This is a genomic window from Flavobacterium zepuense, from assembly GCF_007097145.1.
In the GTDB taxonomy this organism is placed as follows: domain Bacteria; phylum Bacteroidota; class Bacteroidia; order Flavobacteriales; family Flavobacteriaceae; genus Flavobacterium; species Flavobacterium zepuense.
In genome coordinates this window covers 274949-292421 of sequence record NZ_VJVZ01000003.1, presented here as the reverse complement: position 1 = coordinate 292421, position 17473 = coordinate 274949, and the positions used below count along the sequence as shown (strand labels likewise).

12 protein-coding genes are annotated in these 17473 nt (G+C 40.6%); 7 read left to right on the top strand and 5 right to left on the bottom strand.

Annotation, left to right across the window (positions count from 1 at the left end):
• Positions 1 to 67: 67 nt before the first annotated feature.
• Positions 68 to 775 carry a 16S rRNA (uracil(1498)-N(3))-methyltransferase gene (locus tag FMM05_RS06600; protein WP_143372551.1) on the bottom strand — a complete coding sequence of 236 codons (708 nt, stop codon included), beginning with the start codon at positions 773 to 775 and terminating at the stop codon, positions 68 to 70.
• Complete coding sequence (tsaD, locus tag FMM05_RS06595; RefSeq protein WP_143372550.1) at positions 775 to 1797, bottom strand: tRNA (adenosine(37)-N6)-threonylcarbamoyltransferase complex transferase subunit TsaD; 1023 nt, start codon at positions 1795 to 1797, stop codon at positions 775 to 777. The genes FMM05_RS06600 and tsaD overlap by 1 nt, the downstream gene beginning before the upstream one ends.
• 71 nt (positions 1798 to 1868) lie before the next feature.
• Here tsaD and FMM05_RS06590 point away from each other — a divergent pair, with 71 nt between their 5' ends.
• The 4 genes from FMM05_RS06590 to FMM05_RS06575 all read left to right on the top strand — a co-directional run bounded on the left by FMM05_RS06590 (position 1869) and on the right by FMM05_RS06575 (position 9656).
• Positions 1869 to 6413, top strand: coding sequence for a translocation/assembly module TamB domain-containing protein (locus tag FMM05_RS06590; protein WP_235894366.1), 4545 nt, complete (start codon positions 1869 to 1871; stop codon positions 6411 to 6413).
• Between the two features lie 209 nt (positions 6414 to 6622).
• Entirely contained in the window at positions 6623 to 7609 is a 987-nt protein-coding gene (pfkA, locus tag FMM05_RS06585) for a 6-phosphofructokinase (RefSeq protein WP_143372549.1), read from the top strand.
• Between the two features lie 44 nt (positions 7610 to 7653).
• On the top strand, positions 7654 to 8655 hold the full coding sequence (gene gap / locus FMM05_RS06580; protein WP_143372548.1) for a type I glyceraldehyde-3-phosphate dehydrogenase: 1002 nt from the start codon (positions 7654 to 7656) through the stop codon (positions 8653 to 8655).
• Positions 8656 to 8795: 140 nt separating this feature from the next.
• On the top strand, positions 8796 to 9656 hold the full coding sequence (locus FMM05_RS06575; RefSeq protein ID WP_143372547.1) for an N-acetylglucosamine kinase: 861 nt from the start codon (positions 8796 to 8798) through the stop codon (positions 9654 to 9656).
• Positions 9657 to 9729: 73 nt separating this feature from the next.
• On the opposite strand, the gene FMM05_RS06570 is transcribed toward FMM05_RS06575, so the two are convergent.
• From FMM05_RS06570 to FMM05_RS06560, 3 genes are read right to left on the bottom strand one after another with little or no spacing between them, the layout of a single operon-like run.
• Positions 9730 to 10110, bottom strand: coding sequence for a RidA family protein (locus tag FMM05_RS06570; protein ID WP_143372546.1), 381 nt, complete (start codon positions 10108 to 10110; stop codon positions 9730 to 9732).
• Between the two features lie 10 nt (positions 10111 to 10120).
• Entirely contained in the window at positions 10121 to 11065 is a 945-nt protein-coding gene (locus FMM05_RS06565; protein ID WP_143372545.1) for a hypothetical protein, read from the bottom strand.
• 1 nt (position 11066) lies between these two features.
• Positions 11067 to 13766 carry a putative LPS assembly protein LptD gene (locus FMM05_RS06560; protein WP_394345146.1) on the bottom strand — a complete coding sequence of 900 codons (2700 nt, stop codon included), beginning with the start codon at positions 13764 to 13766 and terminating at the stop codon, positions 11067 to 11069.
• Positions 13767 to 13889: 123 nt separating this feature from the next.
• Between FMM05_RS06560 and FMM05_RS06555 the strand changes: the two genes are divergently transcribed.
• The 3 genes from FMM05_RS06555 (at position 13890) to FMM05_RS06545 (ending at position 17465) form a co-directional block, all read left to right on the top strand.
• Positions 13890 to 15050, top strand: coding sequence for an N-acetylmuramoyl-L-alanine amidase (locus FMM05_RS06555; RefSeq protein ID WP_143372543.1), 1161 nt, complete (start codon positions 13890 to 13892; stop codon positions 15048 to 15050).
• A 66-nt stretch (positions 15051 to 15116) separates the two neighbouring features.
• Positions 15117 to 16100, top strand: coding sequence for an MlaD family protein (locus FMM05_RS06550; protein ID WP_143372542.1), 984 nt, complete (start codon positions 15117 to 15119; stop codon positions 16098 to 16100).
• Positions 16101 to 16133: 33 nt separating this feature from the next.
• Positions 16134 to 17465: a (Fe-S)-binding protein gene (locus tag FMM05_RS06545; protein ID WP_143372541.1), complete on the top strand. Its 1332-nt coding sequence runs from the start codon at positions 16134 to 16136 to the stop codon at positions 17463 to 17465.
• Positions 17466 to 17473: the final 8 nt, after the last annotated feature.

Sequence of the window (17473 nt, the reverse complement as noted above, 5' to 3'; positions counted from 1 at the left end):
TTTAGTTGAGATGTTTTTTGGAATAGCTAAGATAAGAAATTTTGGCTTGACAGTGTTGCAAGCTAAACTACTCCTCATTAACAAAAGCCACACTATGCGCGGCAACAATAGCGGCGGTTTCGGTGCGCAGGCGGGTGTTGCCTAACGATACCGCAACGTACTTTTGTGCCAGTGCTAGATTAATTTCCTTTGTAGAAAAGTCACCTTCAGGTCCAATAAGTATGGTGACTTTTTGTTTGGGCTGCAGGGCGTGCTTCAGCAGTTTTTTATCGGTTTCTTCGCAATGCGCAATAAATAAATCGCCCTCTTTAGCATCACTTACAAAAGCGGTAAAGGCCACTGGCTCGTTAAGCTTTGGCAGGTAATATTGCAGCGACTGTTTCATGGCGCTTTGCAATATCTTCTCAAAACGGTCGGCTTTAAAATTAGTACGTTCGCTGTGCTCGCAAATAAGCGGTGTAATCTCGTTAATGCCAATTTCTACAGCCTTTTCTAAAAACCACTCGTAGCGGTCGTTAAGTTTAGTGGGTGCAACAGCCAGGTGAAGGGAGTAGGGCGCAGGCTCAAAAAACTGCTCAGCCGTGATTTTAACCTCGCACTTTTTTTCGTTACCAAAGGTAATTTCAGATGTAAACAAATATCCGGAACCGTTAGTAATTTGTATAGTGTCGCCTTCCTTTTTGCGCAGCACTTTAATAATATGGCGGCTCTCTTCTTTATCAAATAAAAAAGTAGTGCTGCCGGGAGTAATATCGGGGTTATAAAATAACTGCATTATAGTTGTATACGTGCTTTAGAGGTTACGGATGCATCGCTAAATGTATGCTCCAGGTATTTATGGTAGCCTACAATGCCTATCATTGCGGCATTATCGGTAGTGTATTCAAATTTAGGGATAAAGGTTTTCCAGCCGTATTTTTTTTCGGCCTCCTTTAGTGTACTGCGAATACCGCTGTTAGCCGACACCCCACCGCCAATAGCCACCTGCTTAATACCGGTTTCGGCTACAGCCAGTTTTAGCTTATCCATCAAAATATTAATGATGGTGTGCTGAATAGAAGCACAAATATCGTTCATATTCTGGGCAATGAAGTCGGGGTTTTCAGCCACGTTCTTTTGCACAAAATACAATATCTGTGTTTTAAGGCCGCTAAAGCTAAAGTCCAGCCCCGGTACTTTAGGCTTGGTAAAGGCGTAAGCTTTAGGATTGCCCAGTTGGGCATATTTATCAACCAGCGGGCCACCGGGGTAGGGCAGGCCCAGTATTTTGGCGCTTTTATCATACGCTTCGCCCACGGCATCATCGGTAGTTTCGCCAATAACCTCCATATCAAAAAAGCTGTTCACTCTTACAATTTGGGTATGCCCGCCGCTAATGGTCATGGCCAGGAACGGAAATTCGGGCTTATCAAAGCCATCCTCATCAATAAAATGGGCTAAGATATGCGCCTGCATGTGGTTTACCGCCACCAGTGGAACATTAAGTGCCAGCGCAAGCGACTTTGCAAACGAGCTGCCCACTAAAAGCGACCCCATAAGGCCGGGGCCCTGGGTAAAGGCAACAGCGCTAAGTTGCTCGCGGGTAATACCTGCTTTAATAAGGGCAACATCTACCACGGGCACAATATTTTGCTGGTGTGCGCGGCTTGCAAGCTCGGGCACCACGCCGCCATATTGCTCATGAACATCCTGCCGTGCCACAACATTACTAAGCACTTTAGCGTTTTGTAATACGGCGGCGGCGGTGTCATCGCACGAACTTTCTATAGATAAAATATATACGGGCGTATCAGCCATAATTTAGGCACGGATTTTGAATTATAAAAAAGGGTTAAAGCGTAATTTAACAAGGGTAAAAATTCCTACTTTTGCCTGTTAAATGGCTTAACCAACCAATAGGCAAATTTAAAACAAATAGCAGTATCAAAAAATTTAAAAAAATACTTATCCGCACCTTTGTTGGGTTGCTCATTTTTTTGCTGTTACTGGCTATTGCTTTGTCGCTACCTTTTGTGCAAACCTCTATAGCACATTATGCTACAGAGCGCATTAATAAAGACTTTGGCACCAACATACAAATAGATAAAGTAGGCATTACTATTTTTGGAAGCGTTAAGCTTAAAGGTGTAATTATATTAGACCACCACAAAGATACGCTGATTTCTGCCGACAGGCTGCAAACCAATTTGCTCAGTACGCTTTCCGGCTTGTCAGATACCAACCTTGAGTTTGGTACTATCCGTGCCGAAAAGCTTAACTTTCATATGAAGACCTACAAGGGGGAAAAAACCTCTAACCTTGATGTTTTTGTAAAAGTTTTTGATAACGGTAAGCCCGGTAGCGGAAAATTCAGGCTGCATTCAGATAATCTGTATGTGTCTAACGGGCGTTTCAGGTTAACCAATCAAAATGCGGTTACGGCGCGTGTTCTTGATCTTAAAAAGCTGAGCGGCCACCTTGAAGATTTTTACATTAAGGGGGCTAATGTAACGGCTGATATCCAAAAGTTGTCGCTGTTAGACCACCGCGGTTTATTTGTAGAGAATCTAAAGGCGAAATTTTCGTACAGCAAAACCAATATTATACTTAATGGCCTGGAGCTTAAAACAACCGAAAGCGCCCTTACCGGTAATGTAAAGCTTACCTACACCATTGCCGATATGAAGGATTTTGTTAACCGTGTAAAGTTTGACTTTAAGGTAGACAGGGCCACCATATCTACCAACGAGCTTAACTATTTTTATAACGAGTTTGGTAAAAACCAAAAATTCTATCTTAGTACTACGCTTACCGGCCCACTTAACAATTTCATCCTGCACGACCTTAAACTGCTTGATGCACAGGACAGCGAAATTGTGGGCAGCATAAACTTTAGGCACCTGTTTGATAAAGCAGGCCCCGGATTTTACATGAACGGTAATTTTGACAGGATTACTTCTAACTACAGTAACCTAAGGGGCATTATGCCACGCATTTTGGGGAAAAGCTTACCCGCAGTGTTAGAGAAATTTGGGCGGGTAGATTTGGTAGGCCACGTTACCCTTACCAAAAAAGATATAGATACCCAGTTGTATGTAATGAGCGAGCTTGGGGAGGCCGAAACTAACCTTTCGGTTAAAAATTACAACACACCGGCGGAGGCGCTCTACACCGGTACGATAGATATTACCGACTTTAATATTGGCGCCATCTCAGGTGTTAAAACCATTGGCCTTGCCACCATGCACATAGATGCCGATGGCCGTGGCTTTACACAGCAATCGCTTAACACTACAGTTAAGGCCAGCGTTACCCGATTTGCATTTAATGGCTATAATTACAAGAACATTGTGGTAGACGGGCAGTTTAAATGGCCGTATTTTAAAGGTAAGGTAAATAGTAACGACCCTAACCTGCTTATGAGCTTTGATGGCCTTGTAGACATGAGCAAGAGAGTTAAGAATTACGATTTTCATGCGCAGATTGATTATGCCGACTTGGCCGTGCTTAAGCTCATGAAAAACGATTCGATATCCATATTTAAAGGTGATTTTGTTTTTGATGCCACCGGTACCAATATTAATGATATGGCCGGTACCCTTAATATTAGCAGGCTATCGTACCAAAATAGCCGAAACAGCCACTACTTTGAAGATTTCTTTGTAGAGTCTAAATTTGATGAAAACCGTGTACGTACCATAACTATTAACTCTAAAGATATTTTAGAGGGCAGTGTTACCGGTATTTTTGATATTAACGAGCTGCCTAAGCTGGCACAAAATGCCGCGGGGAGTCTGTACACAAACTATTCGCCGTATAAAGTTAAGAAGGGCCAGTTTTTAGATTTCGATTTTAAAATATACAATACCATTGTAGGGATATTATTGCCCGATGTGGTGTTAGGGCCGGATACGCGCGTCCGCGGAAAGATAAATGCCGATAAGGGCGAATTTAAGTTCGCTTTTGATTCGCCTAAAATTGATGCGTTTAACAACGCCTTCAGTAATATTGAGATCGATATTGATAATAAAAATCCGCTATACAATACGTATGTCCACATGGATAGCGTTAGGATGAAGAGCTACAAGGTATCTGATTTTAGCCTTATCAATGTAACGCAAAATGATACGCTGTACCTGCGTACCGAGTTTAACGGCGGTAATAAGGACACCGATAGCTTTAAGCTGAATCTTTTCCATACTATTGATGATAAGAATAATTCGGTTGTAGGGTTTAAAAAATCAGAGATCAACTTTAAAAACTACCAGTGGTTTATTAACGAGCAAAGCGATCGTAATAACAAGATTGTCTTCAATAAAAAATTGACCGATTTTTCTATTGATAAGATATCCATGTCGCATAACGACCAGGCAGTAGAGCTTATGGGGCTTATAAAAGGCAAGGATTATAAAGATTTGCACCTTTCGTTTAATGATGTAGACCTTAATAAAGTAACGCCTAATATAGACAGCCTTAGTTTTGGCGGAAGGCTAAACGGCGAGGTAAGCTTTAAGCAAAATAAAAACCAGTTTGAACCGGCATCTGCCTTAACTATCGATTCGCTTAGGGTAAATAAATTCGTACTGGGCGATATGAACCTTAATGTAGAGGGCGATAAAACCTTTAAAAAGTTTGCGGTTAACAGTGCTATCGTCCGCAATGGCGAAGAAACGTTTTACACAGCAGGCTCTATAGATATTGTAAATAAAGAAACGGTATTATCGTTAGATGCGGCCTTTGCCAATTTTGATCTTGGCCCGCTTACCATTTTCTTAAAATCGGTATTCCCTGAAATTCGTGGTAAAGCCAGCGGCCGCGCAGCTATTGTGGGCAATGCAAAAGACCCTGAAATTAACGGACGACTCTATATTAAAGGAGGAGGGGTAAAAGTAGGCTATCTTAATACCGATTACGATTTTGAGCAGGATGCCACGGTAGATATTAACCAGGAGCTGATACTCTTCAGGAATATAGAACTTACAGATACTAAATATAAAACTACGGGCAGGCTAAACGGCAGTGTTAAGCACAAGCTGTTTAAGGACTGGGGGCTGGACCTTGATATAACTACAGACAGGATATTAGTGCTGGATACTAAAGACAGCGATGATGCCATATATTACGGTACTGCCTTTATAAAAGGCAAGGCCGAGATTACCGGACCTACCACATCCTTATATATAAGTGTAGAAGCAACATCTGCCGCCGGGACAGATATTAAGATACCTATAAACAATGCAGGTACCAGCAGCACCGCAGCTTCCTACATCCATTTTTTAAGTCCGCAGGAAAAACTCAACAAGCTAAACGGTGTGGTATCGCAAACCAAAATGCTTAAAGGCCTTGAGATGAATTTCGATCTTAATATTACCCCCGATGCGCGTATAGAGGTTATTATAGATAAGAACACAGGGCATAGCTTATCGTCTACGGGTTATGGTACAATGCTCCTTAATATTAATACCCTCGGTAAATTTAATATGTGGGGCGACTACCAGGTGGTAGATGGGCAATATAACTTTAAGTATGGCGGCCTTTTTGATAAAAAATTCACCGTTAAAAAAGGTGGTACCATAGTTTGGGAGGGCGACCCTACCCGTGCAAGGCTAAACCTGGAGGCAGTTTATAAAACGCAGGCTAACCCGGCTGTATTATTAGAGAACCCTGCCTTTAGCAGGAACATACCGGTAGAAGTAGGTATTGTGCTTACGGGTAACCTTACCACGCCGGAGCCTACATTCTCCATCAATTTTCCGGGTGCGAGTTCGGTATTAAAATCCGATCTTGATTACAGGCTGAGCGATCAGGACACGCGCGAAATACAGGCATTGTCATTATTATCTTCGGGTGGGTTTACCAGTGCCAGTGCAAACGGTGCGGTATACGGCAGCCTTTTTGAAAGGGCCAGTAGCCTTTTTAACGACCTGTTTACCGATGGCGACAGCAAATTTGTGGTGGGCCTAAACTATATAAACGCTACCAAGAACCCATATGTAGAAACCAATTCTCAGGTGGGGGTTACGGTATCATCTCAAATAAACGACAGGATAACTATAAACGGCCAGCTGGGTGTACCGGTGGGTGGTGTAAATGAGAGCGCCATTGTAGGTAATGCCGAGGTGCAGGTGCGTATTAATGAAGAGAATACCTTTAAATTCAGGATGTTTAACCGCGAGAACGATATTAACTTCTTAGGGGAGGGTATAGGCTATACCCAAGGCGTGGGTTTAACGTATGAATTAGACTTTGATACCTTTAGCGAGCTTATGGCCAAGATATTTAAAAATGGTAAAAAAGAAGAGGTAAAAACAAATACTACTGATATACCGGATTCTGAATTTTCGCCGGAATATATCAAATTTGTAGAGAGCAAAAACAAGAAAAAAGCCGGCGGTGAAGAAAAGCCCCAGGAAAAAATTCCTGAAACTGATTAATTGATAATTTTAGTTTTTTAAAATTTTACATAATAAAAAAAAGCAGGTGTTTTTTTAAGGAAACACCTGCTTTTTTTGTCAATCTTAACAGTATGTGTAAAAAAACTTATTAACGAAAACGATTGAATCTTTGCGTATTTTATAATATAAGGTATTTTACAATATAAAATTCATATTAAATTATTAATTTTACAATCAAATACAAAAAAATGTCAGTTAATATAACGAAGATTGGTGTGCTCACATCAGGTGGAGATTCACCTGGTATGAACGCCGCAATTAGGGCCGTGGTACGTACATGCGCCTTTCATAATATAGAATGTACAGGTATTTACAGAGGTTACCAGGGAATGATAGAGGGAGATTTTGAAATTATGGGCCCGCGTTCTGTAAATAACATCATCAATAAAGGAGGAACAATCCTTAAATCGGCCCGCTCTAAAGAGTTTATGACCCCCGAAGGCCGAAAAAAAGCACACGAAAACCTTGTTGCAGCCGGTATAGATGCCCTTGTGGTAATAGGTGGTAACGGTAGTTTTACCGGTGGGCTTTTATTTAATAAAGAATATGGCTTTCCTGTTATAGGTATACCGGGCACTATAGATAACGATATTTATGGTACCAGCTTTACCTTAGGTTATGATACTGCCCTTAACACGGTTGTAGAAGTAATAGATAAAATCAGGGATACCGCAAGCTCGCACAACAGGCTTTTCTTTGTAGAGGTAATGGGGCGCGATGCAGGCCATATTGCGCTTAATGCAGGTATTGGTGCAGGTGCCGAAGAAATCCTTATCCCGGAAGAAGATATGGGCTTAGACAGGCTTGTAGATTCCCTTAAAAAGAGTAAGGCATCGGGCAAATCATCAAGCATTGTGGTGATAGCCGAAGGCGACAGGATAGGCAAGAGCGCTTTTGAGCTTAAAGATTATTTTGACCAGAACATGCCGGAGTATGATGTGCGTGTATCGATACTTGGGCACATGCAGCGTGGTGGTGCACCGTCTTGTTTTGACAGGGTACTGGCAAGCAGGCTGGGTGTAAAAGCAGTAGAGACATTGCTGGAAGGCAATTCTAATTATATGGTTGGACTTTTAAAAGACGAAGTGGTGCTTACACCACTTGAGCAGGCTGTAAAAGGAAAATCTCAAATTGACCAGGAACTTATCAGGGTATCTGATATTGTTTCTATATAATGCTCTTAATAAATTTCAACAAACAAAAAAACAATTAGAAGAAAATGGCAACAGTTAAATTAGGAATAAACGGTTTTGGCCGTATTGGCCGAATCGTTTTCCGCGAAACTTTCAACAGAGATAATGTTGAAGTTGTGGCTATTAACGACCTGCTTGATGTAGATCATTTGGCTTATTTATTAAAATATGATTCAGTTCACGGCCGTTTTAACGGTACAGTAGAAGTAAAAGACAACCAACTTTATGTGAACGGCAAACACATTAGAGTTACTGCAGAAAAAGATCCTAAAAACCTTAAATGGGATGAAGTAGGTGTAGACGTAGTTGCAGAATCAACAGGTATATTTACTACTATAGAAACAGCTTCACAGCATATTACAGGTGGTGCTAAAAAAGTTATCATCTCTGCTCCATCGGCTGATGCTCCAATGTTTGTAATGGGTGTAAACCATGAAAAAGCTACAGCTGCAGATACTGTTGTATCTAACGCTTCTTGTACAACAAACTGTCTTGCTCCGCTTGCTAAAGTAATCAACGATAACTTTGGTATTGTAGAAGGTTTAATGACAACTGTTCACGCTACAACTTCAACTCAAATGACTGCTGATGGCCCTTCAAGAAAAGACTGGAGAGGTGGCCGTGCAGCAAGTATAAACATCATTCCATCATCTACAGGTGCTGCAAAAGCAGTAGGTAAAGTAATCCCTGAGCTTAACGGTAAACTAACAGGTATGTCGTTCCGTGTTCCTACGGTAGACGTATCGGTGGTAGACCTTACTGTAAAAGTTGCTAAAGAAACCTCTTACGAAGAGATCATGGCAGTACTTAAAAAAGCTTCAGAAAACGAGCTTAAAGGTATCCTTGGTTTTACAGAAGATGATGTTGTATCTCAGGATTTCGTTTCAGATAAAAGAACTTCGATTATAGATTCTAAAGCCGGTATTGGCCTTAACTCTACATTCTTTAAATTGGTTTCATGGTATGATAACGAATACGGTTATTCAAGCAAGCTGATAGACCTTTCGGTGCATATTGCATCGCTATAATAATTTTTACCTTGTCCCGCTTTTTAAAAGAAAGGCGGGACATTGTTTTTATATATGAGCTGGTTTCGCCCAAAAACAGGCTTATTTAACCCAAATTTAATAGTATAGTCCCAAACTTAACCCAAAACTAACCCAATATTATGGTATTAATAGTTGATAGTGGCGCGACCAAAGCCGATTGGATAGCGCTGGATGACGACGGTAACAGGCTTTTTACCACCCAAACATTAGGCCTTAGCCCCGAAGTTATCAATAAGGAAGAAGCTCTTGAAAGGCTTGAGGCACGTTTTGATATTTATAATAACCGCAAAGAGGTTTCTAATTTATATTTCTACGGCGCCGGATGTGGTACCGACAGGATGAAAAATTACATGACTAACGTATTTAAGGAATTTTTCCCTAATGCAGATGTTAGTGTAAAAGAAGATACTTATGCAGCGGCTTATGCTACAAACCCGAATAACGATAAGGCAATTATATGTATATTAGGTACAGGCTCTAACTGCAGTTACTTTGATGGCGAAGGCCTTCAGCAAAAAGTACAGTCGCTTGGCTACATAGCTATGGATGATTGCAGTGGTAACCGTTTTGGCCGCGACCTGGTTCGTGCCTATTACTTTAACAAGATGCCTGCGCACCTTTCTCAAAAATTTGAGCAGGAGTACAACCTTGACCCGGATATTATTAAGCACAACCTTTACAAAGAGCCAAACCCTAACGCCTACCTGGCTACGTTTGCAAAATTCCTTATCCAGAATAAAGATGAGGCTTTTATCAAACAAATTATTGTTGATGCCATGCAGGTATTTGTAGATAACTACATTACACAGTATGATAACGCACGTGAGGTGAAAGTACACTTTGTGGGATCTATTGCATTTTACCTTAAAGCTGAGCTTGCCGAAGTTTTGGGCAAAAACGGGCTACAGCTTGGTAATGTGCTAAGAAGGCCTATAGACGGGCTTATTGAGTACCATGAGGTTAATAAAGCTGCTAAATAATTTACAGCTATTACATAAAAAAGGGTTGCAACAATAGTGTTGCAACCCTTTTTTATTTGGCTAAAACTAAGTTTTAGTTAATTACAGCTATCATAGATATCTCTACATTAACATCTTTAGGCAGGCGTGCCACCTGTACGGTTTCGCGAGCAGGGGCAAACTCTTCATTTAGGTAACTGCCGTATACTGCGTTTATTTTGGCAAAATCGTTCATGTCACTAATAAAAATGGTTGCTTTAACAACATCGTCAAAAGTGGCACCGGCAGCCTCCAAAACGGCTTTCATGTTTTCCATAACCTGTTTGGTCTCGTCTTCTATAGAGCCTATAACAAGGTCGCCCGCAGGGGTAAGAGGTATCTGCCCTGATGTGTAAAGCGTATTGCCTGCAAGCACCGCCTGGCTGTATGGCCCAATAGGAACAGGAGCTTTATCTGTAAAAATAATCTTTTTCATAATTTATGTATTAAAAATATAATTCGTTTCTAACGTTTACACCCTCTTTTTCAAGGTGATCTCTAAGTTTCTGCCAGTCGCTATCGTATAACGTGGCGGCATAATATCGTTTATTTTTATAATTGTTTGTAATAACTCTTAAGGCATTTGGTGCGCGATTTTCGATTGGTACTAAAACAATTTCTTTTATGTCGTTTAAAGTGTAAATAATTTTCTTTCTAAATATAACGTGATTTCTAACCACAAGGTATTTTTCGTTAATACTAAAGTAATACAGTTGAGCCGACATAAAGTAATATATGATAAGGAGTATTAACAGGAAAAAACATGATGCAATATGCTGATGTAAGACAATAAACACAATAAACATGCATAAGAAAAAACCACTAAAGAGTACAAATGTGGCACCCGTAAGACTAAATAATAATGGTTTTTTATAATTGTAAAAATGTTCGCCCTCAATATTTATTTTGGTAGAAGTAGGGCGGCTCAAAACGGTTTTTTCTGGGTTTAGTAATGCGTCAAGGTACATTTTTAATTCACTTGAATTTTCATACAGCTCGTCATATATAAAAACTACATCGCCATTGGTAAAAGTTATTTTTGCCGCCTCTTTATAGTGGGGTAGCATGTCTTCAAATTTTTGCCTGCCGGTATACGTTACGTCTTTTATATAGCTTAGCTTGTAAAACCTACGGTTTACCTGGATGGATTTTTCGGTTATAATTATCTTTGGGGTATTTTTATGATACCGTATTAGTAAATAAAATGCTGCAATAAGCAAAGCAATTCCTAAAAGCGGCAGAAAGTAAATTTTATTTTCTTTGTTGCCCTTGCTTATTTCCTGTAAGAAGGTACTTATGAAAGCAAACGAAAGAAAACAAAATAATGCAAATAACCCCGTAAGACTAACGTAAAAATGAAAGAAGCTTCTCCTCGAACTAACACTATCCATATTAATTACCAACCCTTTGATCAGGCACCTGGCGCTTATCGTATTTAATATCGCTAAGTACCGATGATTTTATCCCTATAAAAAAGCCCCAGTAAGTATTATCGCCAAACGGAACCCAGTTAAAATCCATCCTCCAGCTTAAAAGGTCTCTTTCAAAACGCAATTGGGTAAAAGTAACGCCCTTTTGCACAAAGTCGTAACCGGTAGAAAAGCCCATCTTCCAGCGCGGAGTAATATCAAGGTTGCCCGATACCATTAAAGAGCTGCCACTGATCTTTTTTTCTCGGTTATTGTTAGTATATGTTAAGGAGTAGGCAAGTCGCAAATCCCACGGCAGTTTTGCATTATAAAATCCACCCTCCGATTTATCTTCCTTTTTATCGGTATCTTCATCGTCCTTAAAAAGGCTCTGCCTGCTGTCGCTCAGGTCGGTTGCGCTACCAAACAAGTCATCGGTACGGCCACCGTTACGTGCGGTTTGGCTGTCTTCATCTTTACCCTGACCCGATTTGCCGTCGCTGCTGGCAACAGAGTAGTTCATGGTAATGTTAGCGCTGGTAAGCCTGAAAAGGCTACCGCCGTTATCAATATTATAAGTGTCTATCCTTTGTCCGGAGTTGTTAATAGCGTAAGGATCTAATGTAGTACCAAAGTTAATATTCATCTTTTCCTTAAAAAGATTGGTACCTGCCGTAACCCTTAGGGGAGACCACGCTAATGAGTCGGCAGCCATGTTATAGCTGGTGGTAAAGTTAAGGTTGTTTAGCAGCATAACTTTTTTAGGCTCGGTAGCGGTTTCGTTCTCGTCATCCCTAACTTTTGCCTCAAAGGTATTGTTTACTGCAATACCTACATTACTACTATATTCCTGCCCCGGTGGTGAGTATAAACCACCCGTAAACCGGCTGTAATCGGCATAATTACCGTTAGCGTCTATTTGGTAGGTATCCCAATACTGGTCAAAACTCGGCGTGTAGGTATATGTAAGCGACGGACGCATAACGTGGCGTATGGCTTGTAATTTTCTGTCATCTCCAAAGTTAAACGTACCATATATGGTAGTACCAATACTTGTTGAGAAATTATAGGTACGGAAAGAGTCAAATCCTTTTACATCCCTAACAATAGATGAATCGTTTACAAATTCTCTCCTAATGGTATTCATTACCCATGTTTCCTGATAGTTGGTACTTGCCGAAACACTAAAATATTTAAATACCTTAAAGTTTGTGCTTAGTGGTATGGTATGCTGCAAACCGCTTTTGGCATCCCTAAACATTTGGGGTTTAAAAAACAAGGAGTCATACGTTTGTATCCTGTTTTCGCCACGAAGGTTGTATTGTAAGTTTATGTTTTTTATAAAACCTTTTTTAGGTGCATCGGCAGGAGCAAATAAAAATATCCTGTCTACACTGGCCTGTAGGGTAGGCAGCGTCATGTTAATGACTTCAGTATTCGTGTTCTGGCTGTGGGTGGCTGTAAGCGATAAGTTTACCTGTGGTACACTCCTGAATGTTTTAGAATAGGATATTGATGAGTTCATGGTGTTTACCAATGATGCTCCTACGTTTACAGTATTTAACGACTGCCTGAAATACTTGCTTGAACCTAAATTAACACTGGCCGAGAACCTGCTATCCGGGCTTGCCTTAGCATCCTGGTTATGCGACCATTGTATATTGTAGTTTTTTGCCCGGGTATAATCGGGTAAACCTCTCTCGCTGGTAATGAGGTTTTCAAAACGCACGTTAAGATTACCGCTAAAATTATATCGTTTAGCATAATTGGTTTCAAACCTTAACCCGTAACTACCATTGGTATAATAATCTCCGGTAACGGTAAGGTCGTAATAATCGCTAAGGGCAAAATAGTAACCACCGTTTTGCAGGTAGTAACCTTGTGAGTTACTGTCGCCATAGGTAGGGAATATTAAGCCGGATTCTGCCTTATCGCTCATAGGGAAAAATGCAAAAGGTAATCCCACCGGCGTAGGCACATTGGCAATAACCATATTAGTAGGCCCTACAACTACCTTTTTGCCCGGAACAAATTTTATTTTGTTGGAGTAAAAATAATACTCCGGGTCTTTCATATTTTTAGATGTGGTAAACTTTGCACCTTTAATAAAGTAAACGGAGTCGTTTTCTTTTTTAGTGATCTCGCCCATAACCCTAAACTCACCCTGATCGGTACGCGAGTTCCAAACGCGTGCTTTCTTGGTTTTAGTATTAAAATGTATCGAGTCGGCTTCCACCACGCTGCTGCCCTGTTTAAAGTAAGGGTACTGTGTGTAATTACCTAATGAGTCTTTAATGCGGCCGGCAAAAACTTCATCGGTATCATATTTCATGACAATAATACCCGACTTAAGTTCTATATCCTTATAATATAATTCGGCCTCATTATACAAAGTGAGCTCTTTTTTACGTTGATCTATTTTCTCGTAATCTTTAGCTTTTCGCCTTGTTACTGCATCCAGCCCCTGTTTCTTTTTAGGTTTTATGGTATCAGTAATAGGAGTATTGGCAACACTGGTAGTGTCGGTAAGTATGGGGTTATCTGTCGTTATCCTTGTGGTATCAGGCTGTTGTACAGCAGGTATCGGATTTTTTTTACCCGGAAGGTCCTGAGCCGAAACCTGAATACTACCTAATGTTAGGAAAAATGATGATAAAACGATATGAAATAAGTTTGTACGCAATGGTTTTAATACTATTTTTGTATCAGTGTGGCTTATTTTTTGGAGTGTCAAACTTACAATATTTTTGGCAAAATTAATCACTAATTGTAATTATAACACAAGCAACATTATAACCAAATGACAATGACAGGAAACACAAATTTAAAACTGGCTTTTTTTGCTTTTATTATATTTTGCGGCGCAAGTTTTGGGCAGGGCAACTCAAAATTCAGGGTAGTGCTCGATCCGGGCCACGGCGGTAAAGATTATGGTGCTATTTATCATGGCTTTATCGAGAAAAATATTGCGTTGAATGTGGCGCTAAAGGTGGGAAAATTGCTGGAAGACCAGGGCGTGCAGGTAATCTTTACCCGTAAAACCGACGTTTTTATAGAACTTACCGAAAGGCCTAATATTGCTAACAAGGCCGATGCCGATATTTTTGTTTCCATTCACTGTAACGGCGAAGTTAAAAAAACGGCTTTTGGTACCGAGACCTTTGTTATAGGTCCCACTAAGAACGCGTCTAACTTAGAAGTTGCCAAGCACGAAAACTCGGTAATTACATTAGAAAGTAACTATAAGGTAAAATACGCAGGCTTTGACCCTAATGCCCCCGAGACTATAATAGGTATAGTATTGCAGCAGGAACAAAACATTAACCAGAGTATAGACCTGGCCAGTAAAATGCAGGATGGCTTTACCAATGTGGTTAAAAGAAAGAACAGAAGCGTTAAGCAGGCGCCTTTTTGGGTTCTACACAAAACAGCTATGCCAAGCATACTTATAGAGCTGGGCTTTTTATCCTACCAACCGGAAGGGGAGTACCTAAATTCTGAAGCTGGGCAAAACGAAATGGCGCAATCTATAGCAAAAAGCATTGTTGCTTATAAAAAAGAATATTTTACAGCAGGTACCCAGGATTATAAAGAGCCTGCCGAAGTACCCGTTGTAAGTAAGCCGGTTGCTGAACCTAAAGCCAAGCCGGTTGCCGAAACCAAGACTGATGAGCCTAAACCATCGGCACCTGTTACAGCTGCTGATAAAGGGGTAGTATTTAAGGTGCAGATATCTGCAAGTAGTAAAGTTCTGGAGCTTAGCCCATCTAACTTTAAAGGGTTAAGCAATATATCTAAAGACTCAAGTACCGAGGTTATAAAGTATTTTTATGGTGCAACGGCAGATTATGCCCAGGCAAGGGGAGAACTTTTAGAGGAAGCTAAGGCTAAAGGCTATACATCGGCCTTTGTGGTTGCTTTTAAAGACGGTAAAAAGATAACCGTACAGGAAGCTTTGAAAAGGTAACCTTTAGAATAATATTCACATATTACTAATTTATTTATCCTACATTTGTTAAAAAAATAACCTGTTTTGAAAATAACAAGAGAAGCAAAGACGGCAATACTGGTAATAGTTTCCATTTTATTATTTATTTGGGGCTACAGTTTTTTAAAAGGAAGAGACCTTTTTAACTCATACCAAACTTATTACGTAATATATAGTGATGTAGAAGGATTGTCGCCATCTGCACCTGTTACTCTTAACGGGCTTGTTGTAGGTAAGGTAACATCTATACAGTTTAAAGACCTTGTAAAAGGCGACCTTTTAGTAGAGCTTCAGGTAAAAACTGATTTTCCTATCTCTAAAACAAGCCACGCAACATTATATGAGCCGGGCTTTGGCCTTTCGGGAAAACAAATTGCATTAATTCCTGATACAAAAAATACTGATCTTGCCGAAGATGGCAGCTATCTGCAAAGCGGCTTAAAGCCGGGTATGCTTAGTGTTGTAGGTGAAAAATTATCGCCATTGCAAACTAAAGTAGAGGCTACCGTAGTAACTGCCGATAGCTTACTTCACAATCTTAGTAATGTGTTTGATAAGCAAACACAGCAAAACCTTAGGGTTGCTATTGCAGAGATGAGCAGTACCATGAGAGAATTTAACCAGGCGGCACATAGCCTTAATGGTACTATAGCCGGTAACAGGAGCAACATAGATGCTACTATGGCGAACCTTAACCGTACAAGTGCTAACTTTGCAAAAATATCCGACTCTATAAACAGTGCAAACCTGGGCCAGGCGGTAAGAAAGCTGGAACAGTCGCTTGCTAATGTAGATCATATTATTAATGATGTAGAAGCAGGTAAAGGTACTCTTGGCAAGTTGCTTAAAGATGATGCCATGTACAATAATCTTACAGATGCATCTAATGAGTTAAAATTATTGTTAGCCGACCTTAAGAACAATCCTAAGCGTTACGTTCATTTCTCTGTCTTTGGTAAAAAAGGCACTCCGTACGTAGAGCCTGCCGAAGACGATAAAAAAGACAAAAAAACTGAAAAGACTGAATAGTGCCCACCTCAGGGCGCTACTTACCTTTACTATATGAGTTACATAGATAATATCCTGTTTGTTATTATACTCGCCGCAGGTTTTGGCTACTTTGCCATGAACATTAAAAAGCTGTGGCGCAATATCAAACTGGGCAGGAGCATTAACAGGTTTGATAATCCTTCGGCCCGCTGGAACAACATGGCCATGATAGCCCTTGGGCAGTCTAAAATGGTGCGCAGGCCGGTATCGGGGGCATTGCATATAATAGTATATGTAGGCTTTGTTATCATCAACATCGAACTTCTCGAAATTATAATAGATGGTATCTTTGGTACCCATCGCATTTTCTCGTTTATGGGAGGGTTTTATAATTTCCTGATAAGCTTTTTTGAAGTGTTGGCACTTGGTGTAATAGTTGCGGTTGTAACGTTTTGGATACGCCGTAATGTTATTAAACTATGGAGGTTTGCCCACGGCGACCTTAAAGGCTGGCCTAAAAGCGATGCAAACATTATCCTGTATTTTGAAACTGTACTAATGGTGCTTTTCCTTGCCATGAATGCTGCCGATTTTCATTTACAAACCATAGGTGCCGAGCATTTTACAAAAGCGGGCGCTTTTCCAGTTTCAGGATTGATATCCCCATTATTTAGCGGAATGAGTGAAGGCACGGTTATGATAATCGAACGTGCGGCATGGTGGTTACACATTTGCGGCATCCTTGCGTTTATGAACTACCTTTATTTCTCTAAACACTTACACATACTGTTAGCTTTCCCCAATACCTACTTTGCAAGACTGGACCCTAAAGGTAAATTTGAAAATTTAGATTCGGTTACCGCCGAGGTTAAATTAATGATGGATCCTAATGCCGACCCTTTTGCTGCACAACCGGCCCCGGCCGAAGGTGAAGAACCGGCAAAATTTGGTGCAAGTGATGTACAGGACCTTAACTGGGTGCAACTACTTAATGCCTATACCTGTACTGAGTGTGGCAGGTGTACATCTTCCTGCCCGGCCAACCTTACGGGTAAAAAACTATCTCCGAGAAAAATCATGATGGATACCAGAGACAGGCTGGAAGAGGTGGGTAAGAACATCGATAAAAATAAAGGCACGTTTGTTGATGATGGTAAATCATTATTAAACGACTATATAACACCCGAAGAACTTTGGGCATGCACCACATGCAACGGCTGTGTAGAGGCCTGCCCGGTAAATATAGATCCGCTGTCAATCATTATGGATATGAGGCGTTTTCTTGTTATGGAGCAGAGCGCTGCGCCTAAAGAGCTTAACGGTATGATGACCAATATAGAGAACAATGGCGCGCCGTGGCAGTACAGCCAGATGGACAGGCTTAACTGGAGAGAAGAATTGTAAAGTTTAAA